This is a genomic window from Veillonella sp. HPA0037, from assembly GCF_000411535.1.
Classification (GTDB): Bacteria; Bacillota; Negativicutes; order Veillonellales; family Veillonellaceae; genus Veillonella; species Veillonella atypica.
The window spans coordinates 1541848-1556613 of the sequence record NZ_KE150483.1 but is presented as its reverse complement, the minus strand read 5'-3'; the positions used below and the strand labels follow the sequence as shown (position 1 = coordinate 1556613).

10 protein-coding genes are annotated in these 14766 nt (G+C 37.8%); 1 reads left to right on the top strand and 9 read right to left on the bottom strand.

From position 1 onward, the window contains the following. Window positions 1-51: 51 nt before the first annotated feature. Together HMPREF1477_RS07040 and HMPREF1477_RS07035 are read right to left on the bottom strand one after the other, a co-directional pair. Window positions 52-1005 (bottom strand): magnesium transporter CorA family protein, encoded by a 954-nt coding sequence (locus tag HMPREF1477_RS07040; RefSeq protein ID WP_005378032.1) that lies wholly within the window; start codon window positions 1003-1005, stop codon window positions 52-54. A gap of 153 nt (window positions 1006-1158) precedes the next feature. After that, complete coding sequence (locus HMPREF1477_RS07035; RefSeq protein WP_016476366.1) at window positions 1159-3288, bottom strand: cation-translocating P-type ATPase; 2130 nt, start codon at window positions 3286-3288, stop codon at window positions 1159-1161. 248 nt (window positions 3289-3536) lie between these two features. On the opposite strand from HMPREF1477_RS07035, the gene HMPREF1477_RS07030 reads away from it, so the two are divergent. After that, complete coding sequence (locus HMPREF1477_RS07030; protein ID WP_016476365.1) at window positions 3537-5660, top strand: Dam family site-specific DNA-(adenine-N6)-methyltransferase; 2124 nt, start codon at window positions 3537-3539, stop codon at window positions 5658-5660. A gap of 94 nt (window positions 5661-5754) precedes the next feature. Here the strand turns inward: HMPREF1477_RS07030 and HMPREF1477_RS07025 are convergent, their stop codons facing one another. The 7 genes from HMPREF1477_RS07025 to HMPREF1477_RS06995 form a co-directional block, all read right to left on the bottom strand. Further along, on the bottom strand, window positions 5755-7791 hold the full coding sequence (locus HMPREF1477_RS07025; RefSeq protein ID WP_016476364.1) for an AlwI family type II restriction endonuclease: 2037 nt from the start codon (window positions 7789-7791) through the stop codon (window positions 5755-5757). Between the two features lie 115 nt (window positions 7792-7906). After that, on the bottom strand, window positions 7907-8227 hold the full coding sequence (locus HMPREF1477_RS07020; RefSeq protein ID WP_016476363.1) for a YolD-like family protein: 321 nt from the start codon (window positions 8225-8227) through the stop codon (window positions 7907-7909). Window positions 8228-8274: 47 nt separating this feature from the next. Next, window positions 8275-9558, bottom strand: coding sequence for a hypothetical protein (locus tag HMPREF1477_RS07015; protein ID WP_016476362.1), 1284 nt, complete (start codon window positions 9556-9558; stop codon window positions 8275-8277). A 233-nt stretch (window positions 9559-9791) separates the two neighbouring features. Next, complete coding sequence (dnaB, locus tag HMPREF1477_RS07010; RefSeq protein ID WP_016476361.1) at window positions 9792-11153, bottom strand: replicative DNA helicase; 1362 nt, start codon at window positions 11151-11153, stop codon at window positions 9792-9794. A gap of 111 nt (window positions 11154-11264) precedes the next feature. Further along, window positions 11265-11711 carry a 50S ribosomal protein L9 gene (rplI, locus tag HMPREF1477_RS07005; protein WP_016476360.1) on the bottom strand — a complete coding sequence of 149 codons (447 nt, stop codon included), beginning with the start codon at window positions 11709-11711 and terminating at the stop codon, window positions 11265-11267. Between the two features lie 2 nt (window positions 11712-11713). Beyond that, the gene (locus tag HMPREF1477_RS07000; protein WP_016476359.1) at window positions 11714-13735 is read right to left on the bottom strand and encodes a DHH family phosphoesterase; all 2022 of its coding nucleotides are present in this window, start codon (window positions 13733-13735) and stop codon (window positions 11714-11716) included. Window positions 13736-13751: 16 nt separating this feature from the next. Beyond that, the gene (locus tag HMPREF1477_RS06995) at window positions 13752-14711 is read right to left on the bottom strand and encodes a DUF2232 domain-containing protein (protein WP_016476358.1); all 960 of its coding nucleotides are present in this window, start codon (window positions 14709-14711) and stop codon (window positions 13752-13754) included. Window positions 14712-14766: the final 55 nt, after the last annotated feature.

Below are 14766 nucleotides of genomic sequence, written 5' to 3'. Positions count from 1 at the left end.
AAAAAAGCTGGCCTAAAGCCAGCTTTCAGCATATCTATTATAGTTATTATCTTAGAAAAGATCTTTTTTCCACATGCCAATGATGGCCACGATGGAACAGGCCACGGAGATGCCCACAACCTCGAAGAAACCATTTTCATCGTTTTGAAACGGCAATGGCACGTTGGTCCCCCACAAGCTAAAGATAATGGTCGGTACGGCCAAGGTAATCGTCAAGGCTGCCAACATTTTCATAACCATATTAAGGTTGTTTGAAATGATGGATGTAAAGGCGTTCATCATGTTCATCAAGATATTAGAATACATTTCAACCATTTCTATGGCCTGTTTATTCTCGATGATAACGTCCTCTAATAGATCCTCATCTTCCTCATACATCTTGAGAAGGTGTTTATAGGAACTGTGACCACGCAAGCGCAATAAACGTTCCATAACGGTACCATTCGTACGCAAAGCGGACGTAAAGTATGTCATGGATTTCTGTAATTCCAACAATTGGAAGAAGTCCTTGTTCTTTGTAGTATGACGCAATTGGACTTCGATATCGTCGGTACGACGGTTGATTTGTTGCAAGTAACGCAAGAACATGGTCGCCGTGCGATACAAAATTTGGAACAAGAAACGGGTCTTTTTATACGTATAGAACGTAGAAATCTGATTAGAAATAAACGGATAGAGCACTTCAGATTCTTCTAAACAGATGGTAATAAAGAAATCTGGCGTCAAAAAGATACCAAGTGGCACCGTATCGTACATATCATTGCCGCGAACAACAGGAATGTTGATAACAACAAAGATATAATTGTCCTCTAACTCCACGTGAGAACGTTCTTCCATATCGAGGGCGGTCTTTAATACGTCTGTAGGAATTTCCGTCAGAATATTGATAAGGGATAACTCATCGGGGTCTGGGTTCACCAAATTTACCCATGAACCTTTTGTGGCATCTGATACCGTGTAATCGGCTACTAATTCTTCTTCTATGTGCTTGTACACCGTAATCATGTTATCCCTCCTTCCGAGCGAAAATACTGTATCTCATCTTTAAAATTATATACTATTTAGGTGTACTATTCAATTCTCTTGTGAAAGTTTTACATAGAAAAACTGCTCCTCATTGCCTAATACAATGTAGGAGCAGTTTATTATCTATCAGTATTATTTTCTACTCAAGATGCGGACAGAGTTTAAGATACAAAGGATGGATACGCCTGTATCGCCAAATACAGCCCACCACATAGATGCATAGCCTAAGATGCCAAGCAGCATGATAAGGATTTTAACAGCAATGGCGAATACAACGTTTTGCCAAGCCACGCGCAATGTTGATTTGGACAAATCAAGAATATGTGCAATAGCGGTCAAAGATGGACGCATGAACACAACGTCGGCCGCTTCGATAGCCGCATCAGCGCCGCTACCCATCGCACCACCTACGTCAGCACCAGCAAGAACTGGCGCATCATTAATGCCATCGCCTACAAACATGGTAGGACCATATTCAGAGCGAATATCTCGAACAACGGACAATTTATCTTGAGGCAATAGTTGAGCACGTACTGCGCTTACACCCGTTTCTTTGGCGATATAGTTAGCGCTTGCTTCAGCATCACCCGTAAGCATAACAGTTTTAATATCTTGACGATTAAGATCAGCAATCGCTTCAGCAGAATCTGGACGAGCTTCATCGGCGATGATAATACGGCCAAGGTATGTATTACCTTCGGCTACAAGAACTTCTGTACCATATTCAGCAGGTTCTGTTGGATAGCCTTGTACATCATAGCGTTCCATAAGGCGACGGTTACCAACAAGTACTTGTTGACCATCTGCCATACCTACCATGCCTTCGCCAGCTAATTCTTGAACGAAATCGGAAGGTTCCACTGTAAGGCCTTGATCTTTTGCTTCAGACACGATGCTTGTTGCGATTGGATGTGTAGAAACGGCTTCGATAGCTGCAGCCATGGATAACAATTGACTGGAACTTACATGAGAGCCTACAGTTTCTACGTTGTGAACTTTGAACTCACCAGATGTAATAGTACCTGTTTTATCAAGAGCTACTGCTTTCACATTAGCCAATGCTTCGATAACACGACCACCTTTAAGCAAGATGCCATGTTTGGATGCGTTACCAATACCGGAGAAGAATGCAAGTGGCACGCTTAGTACCAATGCACATGGACAAGAAATAACAAGGAATGTTAAGGCTGTATAAATCCATCTATGCCATTCGCCAGTAATGAGGGATGGAATAATCGCAACAGCAAGGGCAAGGGCTACTACGATTGGAGTATATACACGAGCAAAGCGCGTAATGAATTTATCGATTTTAGGTTTCGATGCAGCCGCATTTTCAACAGCATCAAGAATTTTAGTAACCATGGATTCTTCTAGAACCTTATCGACGCGCATCGTAATACGGCCAGTTTCATTGATGCAGCCAGACATCAATTGTGTACCTGGTTCTGCGCGAACAGGCACTGGTTCGCCGGTTACAGGAGCCGTATTGACGCGAGTTTCACCTTCAAGAATCGTACCGTCTAGAGGAATCAAATCGCCAGGACGAACTTCAATAGTCCAGCCCACCTCAACCTTTTCAGGGGACATAACTACAATTTCGCCACCGCCGCATGTATCTACAACGCGCACCTCTTGAGGACGCATATCTACAGCATTCATGATTTCTGTACGGCTACGATCTGTTGCTTTTTCTTCAAAGAATTCACCGATACGGTAGAATAAAATAACACCAACCGCTTCAGGCAATGCATCGATAGCGATGGCACCTAATGTAGCGATGGACATCAAGAAGTTTTCATCAAATATTTCACCCTTTAAGATATTACGCGCGGCTGTACGCAATACAGGAAATGCAAGGAGTACATAAGCAACGTAGTAAATCGGAGTTTCAATAGATTCTGGCAATCCGATGGATGGAACAAAGGAAGTCAATGCATCATAGATCATAAATAATAGACCTACTACGATAACTGCAATTGTTACAGAGTCATTGTCCTGATTGTTTTCACGGCCATCATCCACAGCCGCTTTAGATTTACGTTCGTAATCAGCTACTGTTACGCCCTCTTCGATAGCATCACAGATATCTTGAATGTCACGCTTAAGAGCCTCACGGTCCTCCCAAGACCCAGTTAATTTTAATTGATGGGTAGCAAGTGTAAAGTTAGCTGTTTCTACCACATCCATTTTACGGATACGATCTTCGATTTTCGCTCCACAGTTCGGACAGTTTAAATTCTTTAGAAGTAATGTTTCTTCCATGATATCTCCTTTATCTATATTTGAAAGCACAGAAAGCCTTCATCCTATATGAATTAAAATAACATATGAATGTTCTTTCATATGTTATTTTATAGTGAAGGAGAATAAATGTCAATACCTATTGATATACTTATATAGGCCTCTGAATAAAACGCTCATATTCCAATATAAAATCTATTGTTGTACGTAGCATTATATGTTACTATATTAGTTGTAAAAAAATGGTGATGCATAAAGGTAATTTTAAAATGGGTCTATCAACAGCTGAAATAGAAAAAAAATATCATATAACTAGACAAACTCTCTATAATTGGATGAAAAAAGGATTACTCTCTAGACCTACGACAGGTAAAAACAACAAATTTGATTGGTTACCATCTGATGAGAAAAATATTCTTAACATTTTAACCGCAAAACAAATGCACAAAAGTCTTATCGAAAAAAGTGATAATGAATACTTACTAATCTCCAATCGCAGATATCTTGGCTCAAAGCAAAAATTGCTCCCATTTATTCTAAATATCGTAAAAAAGCACACTTCTAATGTAAAAATAGTTGCAGATATCTTCGGGGGGACTGGAGTCGTTGCACATGCCTTCTATACACAAGGAATGCAAATTATTATAAATGATATTTTACATTCTAACGTCATTTCATATGATACATGGTTCGGTAGTGATCCAGTTAACGAAAAGAAAATCAAAAAATATATTAAATATCTTAATCAATTATCTCCTACAAATGATAATTATGTCTCTATAAATTTTGGTGGGTTATATTTCTCCAATGAAAATGCAAGAAAAATCGGCCTCATCCGTGAAGAAATAGAAAACTTAAAAGTGTCGCCTCGTGAACGATCAATACTATTAACATCCTTATTGTATGCTATGGACAAAGTTGCTAACACTGTAGGTCACTATGATGCATATAGAAAAAAGATGGATTCATTTACTCCCATCTATTTAAAAGTACCTAAGATTAGCCACTATACAAACAATAATAAAATTTACAACATGGATGCTAATGAACTAGTAAAACAAATAACCCCCGACTTAATTTATATTGATACACCTTACAACTCTCGTCAATATAGCGATGCATATCATTTATTAGAGAACATTATAGATTGGAAGTTCCCCAAAGTTTATGGTGTAGCAAAAAAAATGGATCGTTCCCATATCAAATCTTCATATTCGACCCAAAAGGCTCCTGAAGCATTTGCCGACCTTATTTCAAAAATTAAGGCCAAATATATATTAGTATCCTATAACAATATGGCACAAAAAGGAAATGGTCGCTCTAATTCTAAAATATCAGAAACGGAAATTATTGATATCTTAAAATCTCGAGGCTCCGTCCAAATTTTCGAACAACCATTTCAAGCCTTCACTACCGGGAAAACGCATATTGATAATCACAAAGAGATTCTATACTTATGTACAGTAACTAAGTCTGGCAATTCAAATAAATTCACAAAATCCGCAATTAATTATACTGGTGGTAAAGCAAAATTATTAAATCAAATTCTCCCTTTATTTCCTAATGATATTCACGATTTTTATGATTTATTCGCTGGCGGAGCTAATGTTGCACTCAACGTAAAAAATAATGGTCGCCTATTTATTAATGATATCAACACTAATATTATCGAATTATATAAATTTTTATCTAAGTCTAATATATCCAATCTATTGACCAAAATCTCCAGATTACTAAATGATTATCAACTCTCAGAAACAGATAAATATGGATATTCATTTTATAACGCTAATTCATCTCAAGGATTAAAGGATGTAAACAAAAAGAACTATGAGAAACTAAGAAAAGACTTTAATAATCATACTTTTAAAAACGGGGATAAATGGATTGCATTTTATGTTCTTATAACTTTCGCCTTTAACAATCAAATTCGATTTAATAATATAGGACAATTTAATATGCCTGTCGGAAAACGTGATTTTAATATCAATATGAAAAATAAACTATGTCAGTTTATAGAAGCATTAAAGTCAAATGACATTGTATTTACTGCTTCTGATTTTAGAAAATACAAAAATCACTCATTTTCCTCAAACGACTTTGTTTATATTGATCCACCATATTTACTATCTACAGCCTCTTATAATGAAAATGGTGGTTGGTCAGAGAACGATGAGATAGATTTACTTAACTTCCTAACAGATTTAGATAATAGAAATATACGATTTGCATTATCTAACGTATTAGTCCATAAAGGCAAAACAAACCATCTACTAAAGAAATGGGCTAAACAATATAAAATTCACTACTTAAACCATAACTACAATAATTCTAATTACCAATCCACTGCTTCAAAACAATCTACAACCGAAGTCCTAATAACTAATTATTAATATTAAGGAATATAAAAAGCCGATGAAAATTTGATATGTCTCCTTTTTACTGGACAATCAGTAAAAAGGGGACATGTCAATTCATCGGTTTTTCTTAAGTTAAAAGATGTTTAATAATCGGAATTCTCCAATCATTTCTAATAACATCAATTTCCTCTTTATTAAATTTTTCTAGAACTTCCAATACAGTTTCACTAGAAATCTTTTTATCTAATAATTGTATTAATTCATCAGTAGTAAAACTAAAAATGTTTAGCCCTAAATATGTCCCCTCTATAAGAGTACCATTTAACTCGACATTTTTAATACTCCTAAAAATATTAATTACATTAGGATCTAATTCATTTGCAATAAAAATAGTTTGTACTTGTTTTGACTTGTGTTGTAAGGCAAAATTAACTGAATGCCTAATTACAGGTTCTAACTCGCCCCGTTTTTGAGTATTACTATCCATCAACGTTGCCTCGATTAATGTGGCATTACTATCAGTAACAACCTCAATATCACCCGCTCCACCTCCTTTATGAACTAACGGAAGTTTATTACCATCTAAAGATACACCAAACATCTTATATACTTTAAAATCTTTTTTATCTGATAAATAATACCAAGCAATAGTAAGTATATATTCATAAATAGTTGGAATCGTAGCTTCTTCAGTTACTAGCCTAGCTACTTGAGAGTCATCTCTATTCTTAATATAATTCAAAATATCAATAACTATATTAATTGGAAATCGTTTCTCAATAAACGTCCTATATTCACTTTCTCTTTGATTTTCTACAACTAAAGAGAGATTATCATCTAATTTATCTGTGCTAATACCTAAACAAGATCCAATATCTTCAAAAATTTTTTTAATTTCATCTTTAGATAGTGCTAAAATTCGAGTTAGTGCTATATTAGAAAACCAGGGACTTTCAAGATTAAGCTCATACTCTTCACGTGGAGAGACACCAATTAATTTAAATTTTTCGCCTAAGTTGTCTAATAATGGTTTTATAATATATCGGAAATTAAGGTTTACCAAATCATTTGAAAAGTTAATAATTCCTGTTATATTAAAGTATCTATAACACATATCTGAATACTCTCTAATTATATCCTCCGTTTTAGATAGTATAAACTGGTTATAAATATCTTCATAATTTCCAGACAATAATCTATTATCTTTATTATTATTCCAAAATGACTCTACAGTTTCTTTATTTCTACTAAAGTTAAATGGATTTTTCCCTAAGCCAAAAGCCTTTTTTATCTTATCGACTGTAGATAAACGCTTTAATCGTGAAAGAGATTCTACAGACCTATTAGCTAAAAAATCAAAGATAGAAAGTATAAACTTTTTATATTCTAAAGATATTTCACTACTTTTTCTATTCGGAAATGCTCTAATAAAATTCTCATCTGAATAATCCTCGTTTTCAAAGATTTGTCGAACAAATAAACTATCGTCTTTATCTATAAAATCATTAAAAAAATTTTTCTTCCAATATGACTCAAACGTACTCCGTTCACTAACTACATCTTCATAAGATTCAAGAACTCGCTTTAATTTCTCCTGACTTATATTAGGCCGAATACTCTCCAAAATAGAAAAAAAATGCTTTTTATTTACATTTTCATATCGGCACAAAAACTTTAATGCAAATCTAAAACAATAAAAATATTTATCAGTTTCTGAATCATAGACCCGTAACTTCATATATTGTCTAAAATATAGTAGGTTATCTTGAGATAATCCTAAAAGTTCTTCTATAGAATCTGCCTTAAGATTCTCTTCTAAATAAACTTTCGCTACCTTAGAAACATTTCTTCTGTCATCAATTAATCCAGATTTAACTATAGCATTTGTTAGGGTTCTCCCTCTCTTATCTAAATCAGAACCTCTTAAATTTCGAGATAAGTTCTGAAATAAACCGGTTCCACTCTTCTCCTCTAAGCGCTGAACCTCACTAATAAACAATTTATAAAACTCAGCCTGAGCACTATTATTTCTCTCCCATTTAGGGATTCTATTAATGAAACCATTTAAAACCTTAAGAATTAATCGATTAACTTCTACAACTTCTTGAACACGAATAGAAGTATCTCCCATATTAAAAACACTTCCTGATTTAGCAAGTTTCATTTCGGCCCCCCCATATAACAAAGATGAAGTAGTATATACTTGTAATTATAACATATTTCGATATTGATATATTCTCATCTTAATAGGCCTATATAAAAATAATAGGATTACCCACTTAAAAAAATACCTCTATTGTTTTTATATCAGAAAAAGAAATATTTTTTCCTATAGATAAAATTTGTTGCCTTTCACTAATCATATCTACCGGCCCTATGATTTCTACATACTTATGATTATCATAATAAACGACTCGCACCCAGTCTCCACAGCGTATGGCTTGCAATGTCTTATTTAATTCATCGATTTGGTCCTCAGATAACTCTACACGATTCTCCTTAGGCCGTGCTACGGCTGCCAGCAATGTTTCAAATCCCTTTAACGCCGCAAAAGGCATAAATTGTTTAGCCCGTTGCAAGCGCGACATCCGATGTTTCATGAATGTATACCTTCTCTCACGCAATACATCAATTCCTATTGTAAAATCTACTCTCCATTATGACCGCCTACCAATGTATTTCTAAACTGCATGGTCCCTTCTTCTTGCAAGCTAGATGCACGAAGGATAGCATTTTTACCAAAACGTCCTTTAATATTCAGCATGGTTTTCTGTATATGTTCCTCTTGCTCTGCTGTATCCGTTAAGGCATTACTAAACAGGTCCATTTCAGTCGGTACAGCGGCCTTATTAACTAAATCTTCAAAGCTAACGGCAATGCGTCGTATTAACTCATGAGGCCGTTTATATTTATCAAACAAGGCTAGTACAGCTGGACATAACTCTTGAAATGAGTCCGTATAATGCACTAAGGTCCTGGATCCACCAGTGGACTTTACATCCTCTGCCGCATAGCCGATGTGAACATGAATACACTTTGTAACTGCCTTAATCTGTAGCAGTTCAAGGACTAAGGACTCTACCATTTCTCGCATGGGCAATCGCGCCTCATCAGTCGTATAATTGCGCAATAGAATTTGGCTTTGTGAAAGGGAATGTTTAGACGGTCTATAGGCGTGAATATCGGCAATAGTGCAACTCTCACGACCCCACGCATGATCGATTAACAGCTCTGCGTTCACACCGAATTCCTTATATAATTTATGTTCCGGTACTTGGGTGATACCATGCAAATCAAAGGCGCCAAATTTACGCAAACGATTGGCGATACCGCTGCCGATTTGCCAAATATCCGTAATGGGCTGATGATGCCAAATTTGCTCCTTAAAAAGGCTTTCATCAAGATACCCGATAAAATCCGGCGCATGCTTCGCCAGTATATCGAGGGCAATTTTAGCGAGGAATAAGTTAGTCCCAATGCCAACAGTAGCGTAAATATGAGTAGCGTCGAGCACCGCATCAAGCAGGAGTTGAGCCAACTGACGAGGTGTTTTCTTGTACAAATTCGTATATGGCGTGATGTCTATAAAGTATTCATCAATAGAATACACATGAATATCCTCAGGGGATATGTAATTTAGTAGCGTCCCATAAATCTGCGCCGACGCCTGCATATACCGCTTCATATGAGGCTTTACCGTAATGTATTCAATGTGTGACGGAATCTGAAATAAACGAGACCGATTTTTAACGCCTAGCTTTTTAAGCGCTGGAGAGATGGCCAATGTAATCGCTCCCTTGCCACGCGAATTATCGGCCACCACCAACGGTGTTGTAAAGGGATCCACACCTAAATCGGCACATTCTACGGATGCGTAAAAGCTCTTTAAATCAATACACATATACATCCGATTTGTATCAGCTGAACCCATACCAACACCTCCTTAAAACGCTAATGGATTGACTTTCACAAAAATTAGTATCCTCATAATTTCTATCCTTAGTATAACAAAAATACGCAGTATTTTCAAACGTATGTTTGCTATTATGTAGATAATTTTAACTATAAAAAAGGTATCTATCATTAGACATATTTCTAATAATAGATACCTTTGTGCTTTGAATTTTTTTGATTCTAAGTATGTACCCCGACGACAGATTACATTTATTGTTCAGGGCCAACCCGATCTTCGTCTACCGTATCTAAGAATCGTGTTAACTCGCCAATAAATAGAAGTTTTACACTCCCCACTGCACCATTACGGTGTTTACGGATAAGAACCTCTGCCTTATCACCCATTTCAGAGTTTTCATCGTAATATTTATCGCGATACAAGAAGATAACGATATCCGCATCTTGTTCAAGGGAACCAGATTCACGAAGGTCAGATAATACTGGCCGCTTGTCTGGGCGACTTTCAACACTACGAGACAACTGAGACAAGGCAATAACAGGCACATTAAATTCACGAGCAATCAGTTTTAGGTTACGAGAGATTTCAGATACCTCTTGTTGTCGATTTTCACTGCCCTTACCGGAGCTACGGCCTTGCATAAGCTGAATATAATCGACGATAACAAGATCAAGACCATGTTCTACCTTGAGGCGGCGTAACTTAGCGCGCATATCCTGCACCGTAAGGGCTGCCGTATCATCGATAAACAGGCTGGCTTGACTCATCTCATCCGCCGCAGCCATCACCTTCCCCCAATCATTAGGGTCCATGTCAGCCTTGCGCAACTTGTCTGATTCAATACCGGCCACGGAGGACAAAATACGTCCTACCAACTGTTCCTTGGACATTTCTAGAGAGAAGAATGCTACGGTCCGCTTAATCCCCATCGCTACATTTTGAGCAATATTCAAGGTGAAAGCAGTCTTGCCCATAGCAGGACGAGCCGCTACGAGAATAAGGTCCGACCGTTGTAACCCATTTAACTTGAAATCCAAATCTCTAAATCCAGTTGGTACGCCTGTAATAGAACCCTTATGTTGTTGTAGTTTACTAAGTCTATCAATATTCGTAAGAACTACATCACCAATGGGAGAAAATGTCGATTCTGATTGTGTTTGTCCGCCTACATCAAGAACGAGTTGTTCCGCCTTATTCATAATGACGGATGGCTCATCCTCACCAGCATAAGTCATACCGACAATCTTATTACCTGCATCTATGAGACGGCGCATTTGTGCCTTTTCTACAATAATGCGCGCATGCTCTTCAATATTATAGCCTGTCGCTTCATTCGCAAGAGATGTAATATAAGCAATGCCACCTACGGTATCCAATTTTTTACGTCGTTCTAGTTCTTCACTTAACGTAATGAAATCTACGGTCTTGTTGCTTTTTACAAGATTTAAAATAGCATCATAAATGATCCGATGTGTATCACGATAAAAATCATCACGATCTACGATACTTGTTACCAAATCAACGGCTTCGCCAGATGATGAGCCATCGGTTAGCAACGCCCCTAATACGGCCTTTTCCGCGTCCTCATTATGCGGTGGTATGCGTACGTCCATGTCCTTCTCCCCTTAACTAGAATATGAGTATCTTCCCTATGAAAGCGTGCGTCACGCCTCTTCTATGCACAAAAAGAATCACCACACTCTGTGAGCATGGTGATTCGAAGATTATTCAGCGACTACGTTAACCTTGATAGTGCTCGTAATTTCTGGATGTACACGAACCACTACATCATGAACACCTAATGTTTTCAACGGTTCTTTAATTTCGATTTTCTTTTTGTCGATATCTACCTTGTATTGAGCTTTCGCTGCATCGGAAATATCTTTAGCAGTCACAGAACCGAATACGCGGCCTTCTTCACCCATGCGAACCTTAACAGTAACTTCAACCTTAGTCAATTGAGCTGCTAAGATTTTAGCTTCATCATTTGCTACCGCTTTGTTATGTGCAATGGATTCTTGTTTTTGACGAGCATTGTTTACATTCGTAGCTGTACCTTCAAGACCAAGGCCTTTTTTAATCAATACATTACGACCATATGCGTCACTTACTTCAACGATTTCGCCTTTTTTACCAACTTTTTTTACATCTTCTAACAATACTACTTTCATTGTTATTCCTCCTCTTTTTCAGCGGAATGAAGGGCTTCTAGTGCTTTATCTAGAATAGCTGCCTTCGCTTCCTCTATCGTCATACCTTGTAGTTGGGCACCAGCCACTGTTCTGTGACCGCCACCACCCAAGGATTCCATTACAACCTGTACATTTACCTTGCCTTTGGATCGAGCACTAACGCCGATACCGCCGTCGTTCAATGGGTAAAGCACAAAGGCCGCTTCAATATCTTCATTACTGATGAGCATATCCGCACTTTGTGCAGCCAATGCCATCATATCCTTCAAACCTTCAGGTGCTACAGAAATAGCGATTCCTTCGGTACGACTGGCTTCAAATACCATTTTAGCACGCAATTGGATAGAATCGAAGGTTTCAATAAATAATTGTTTAACCCGTTCAATATCCGCCCCTGCACGGCGCAAGAATGCTGCCGCTTCAAAAGTACGTGCTCCAGTTTGCTGATAAAAATTCTTCGTATCTAATACGATACCTGCATAGATACCTGTGGCTTCCGCTTTTGAAAGCTTCACAGGAACGCCTGCATATTGAACTAGCTCTGTAACTAGCTCGCTTGTAGATGAGGCAGCAGGTTCTAAATACGTAAGCAATGGATTTTCGACAAAATCTGCAGCTCGACGATGATGATCGATAACAATGCGTCGTTCAGATACCTCGAGAGCCTCTGGAGCTGCTACCATTGGGGTTCTATGCGTATCACAAACGATAGCCAATGTATTCGCATCAACCCATAATTTAGCTTCTGCAGGCGTTAAAATATGAGTCTTCCAAAATTCGTCTTCCACAAGAACATGTACCATTTTATCGATAGCATTTGTTTCTTTTGAAAGTACTAATCGCACCTCTTTACCAAGAGTACGTGCAATTGATACGACGCCAATAGCACCGCCTAATGCATCATAGTCCTCACGTTGATGACCCATAACAAGGATTTTGTCAGAATCATTCATCAATTCATGAATGGCTTGACTAACCACACGAGCACGAACGCGCGTATTTTTTTCAACACCTGCTGTATTGCCTCCGAAGAAGCGGGTGCTTTCACCATCCATAATACAAACCTGATCGCCACCGCGTCCTAATGCAATATCAAGAGCTGCTCTAGCACGTTCAGATACATCCTTAACAGAACCAGTATTTTCACCAATCCCAATACTAATCGTAGCAGGTACTTGACGAGGAGACGGTAATTTACGAATACGTTCAAGCACACGAAAACCATCGTTTTCCATGTCTTGCAAAGCGCCCCGAGAAATGGCAAATGTGTACATATCATCTTGGAAATTTCGAATGAAACCTTCGTGTTTATCGATTTCATCAACGACGATATTATTGATTTCCGCCCATAGATTTGTATATTCTCTATCGCTGAGCCCCTTCGTCAATTCTTCGATATTATCGATTTGAATCATGCCCCATACAGGCTGTTCTTCTTGCGCCTTAATACGTTCCTTCTCAATTTCTGTAATATCCTTGAAATATAAGGCCATAACAGCATGTTCCGTTAATTCATCATTAGGATCTGCATCAGGTCTTGTATCGCGAGGGTCGATGAACTTGTATACCACTTGGAAATAGCGATCCCCGTATTGCTCTTTCAAGAACCCCGATTTGCCCCAAATCTTATCAATTCTAAATCCAGGGATCAACGCGGACATTTTTTGTAATTTATTCCAGTCCACTGGAACCCAATCGGCAAACACGCTATTATTCCAAACCAATGTACCTTGTTTATTGACAAGTACAATAGCGGTCGGTAAGTTTTGTAAGGCAAAGTTAGCCGCCTGCGTCACATTCTTCATCATAGCACCAAATTGTTCGCGTGCTAAGCGACGACGATTGTGGATGGTATTGTAATTAATCAAGTATACAGCAACCACCACGATGACTGACAATATGGCTAATAACCAATTTAAATAAGCGATGATTAAGATTAATAGAACGATGACACCAATAATGGTCCATTCCATTGCTTCCCATCTTCGTTGAAAGGATTTCATAGTAACCTCCTTTCTATTAATAACCTCGTTGATTGAAACGAGATCGTAAATCTAAAAACATATCCATAACACCAAACGTTACTAGAGATATTGGCATCATGACATATAAAAGAGCTATAATAACAAATTTTAATACCCTTGATACACCATAACCTTCTAAAACGCCAAGCAAAGAAGCGATACCGTTAAGGCCACAAGCAAAGGCGCCAAATAAAGCAATGTTCATACCAACAGTTGTAAGCAGCTCATTATTGATACCAACAAAGGATGAGCCATAAATAATAATAAGACCTACAGCCAATACACCAGCCGTCCAAACAGGTATTTGCCAGGTTGAAATAGCAGGCAATGGTTGTACAGGATTATTAGTACGTTTTGCAATGTATGCTGTAAACCGTGCCAAGATATAAGACGTAACAGCAAACGCACAAAACGCATAAGTGATAAGCATCCTTTTAATCTGTACTAAGCTCGCTTGTATTTGTTGTATATAAAGCTCTGTCTGTTCTGGTGGCAGCGATTGTTGTTTCACGGTGTCTATAAATGCATTTTGTACTTCATCACCAATATTTTGAATAGATGTCTGTAAATCAACAGACATAATAGACATTGATGCTAAGAGCGTAATAATAGTAGTCACCGCTAATGCTAGCGTAGGCACCAAGATTAATTTTAAAGGGGACCAACGTTTACGAAAACCGAGTCCAATAAAAATGCTTGGTACTGCATACATCAAGATTGTTCCTACAGCTGTCAATGGTCCCAATAAAATGGAAACAATGACAAAGGCTACTATAGCCGCAGAGCAGCTATAACGAACGCCCCACCTGATCCCTACTGTAGCAATCGCCGCAGGAGCTACGATAGTAGCTAACAGAGATAAAACAGGAAGACTAGCGCCTATAACGGTTAATACAACTACGATGGCCGCTAAAAACGCCGTTTCCACCATAGCTCTTGTATTTGTTTGTTTCATAATACTCCATTCAACACTAAAAGGATACTAGTTATCTTTTAATTATAGCAGTTTA

Excerpts from the sequence above, each read along its gene's own strand:
- HMPREF1477_RS07015 (WP_016476362.1), bottom strand. The coding sequence starts at position 9,558 with ATGGGTTCAGCTGATACAAATCGGATGTATATGTGTATTGATTTAAAG.
- HMPREF1477_RS07000 (WP_016476359.1), bottom strand. The coding sequence starts at position 13,735 with ATGAAATCCTTTCAACGAAGATGGGAAGCAATGGAATGGACCATTATT.
- HMPREF1477_RS07030 (WP_016476365.1), top strand. The coding sequence starts at position 3,537 with ATGGGTCTATCAACAGCTGAAATAGAAAAAAAATATCATATAACTAGA.
- HMPREF1477_RS07025 (WP_016476364.1), bottom strand. The coding sequence starts at position 7,791 with ATGAAACTTGCTAAATCAGGAAGTGTTTTTAATATGGGAGATACTTCT.
- HMPREF1477_RS07040 (WP_005378032.1), bottom strand. The coding sequence starts at position 1,005 with ATGATTACGGTGTACAAGCACATAGAAGAAGAATTAGTAGCCGATTAC.
- HMPREF1477_RS07020 (WP_016476363.1), bottom strand. The coding sequence starts at position 8,227 with ATGAAACATCGGATGTCGCGCTTGCAACGGGCTAAACAATTTATGCCT.
- rplI (WP_016476360.1), bottom strand. The coding sequence starts at position 11,711 with ATGAAAGTAGTATTGTTAGAAGATGTAAAAAAAGTTGGTAAAAAAGGC.
- HMPREF1477_RS06995 (WP_016476358.1), bottom strand. The coding sequence starts at position 14,711 with ATGAAACAAACAAATACAAGAGCTATGGTGGAAACGGCGTTTTTAGCG.
- dnaB (WP_016476361.1), bottom strand. The coding sequence starts at position 11,153 with ATGGACGTACGCATACCACCGCATAATGAGGACGCGGAAAAGGCCGTA.
- HMPREF1477_RS07035 (WP_016476366.1), bottom strand. The coding sequence starts at position 3,288 with ATGGAAGAAACATTACTTCTAAAGAATTTAAACTGTCCGAACTGTGGA.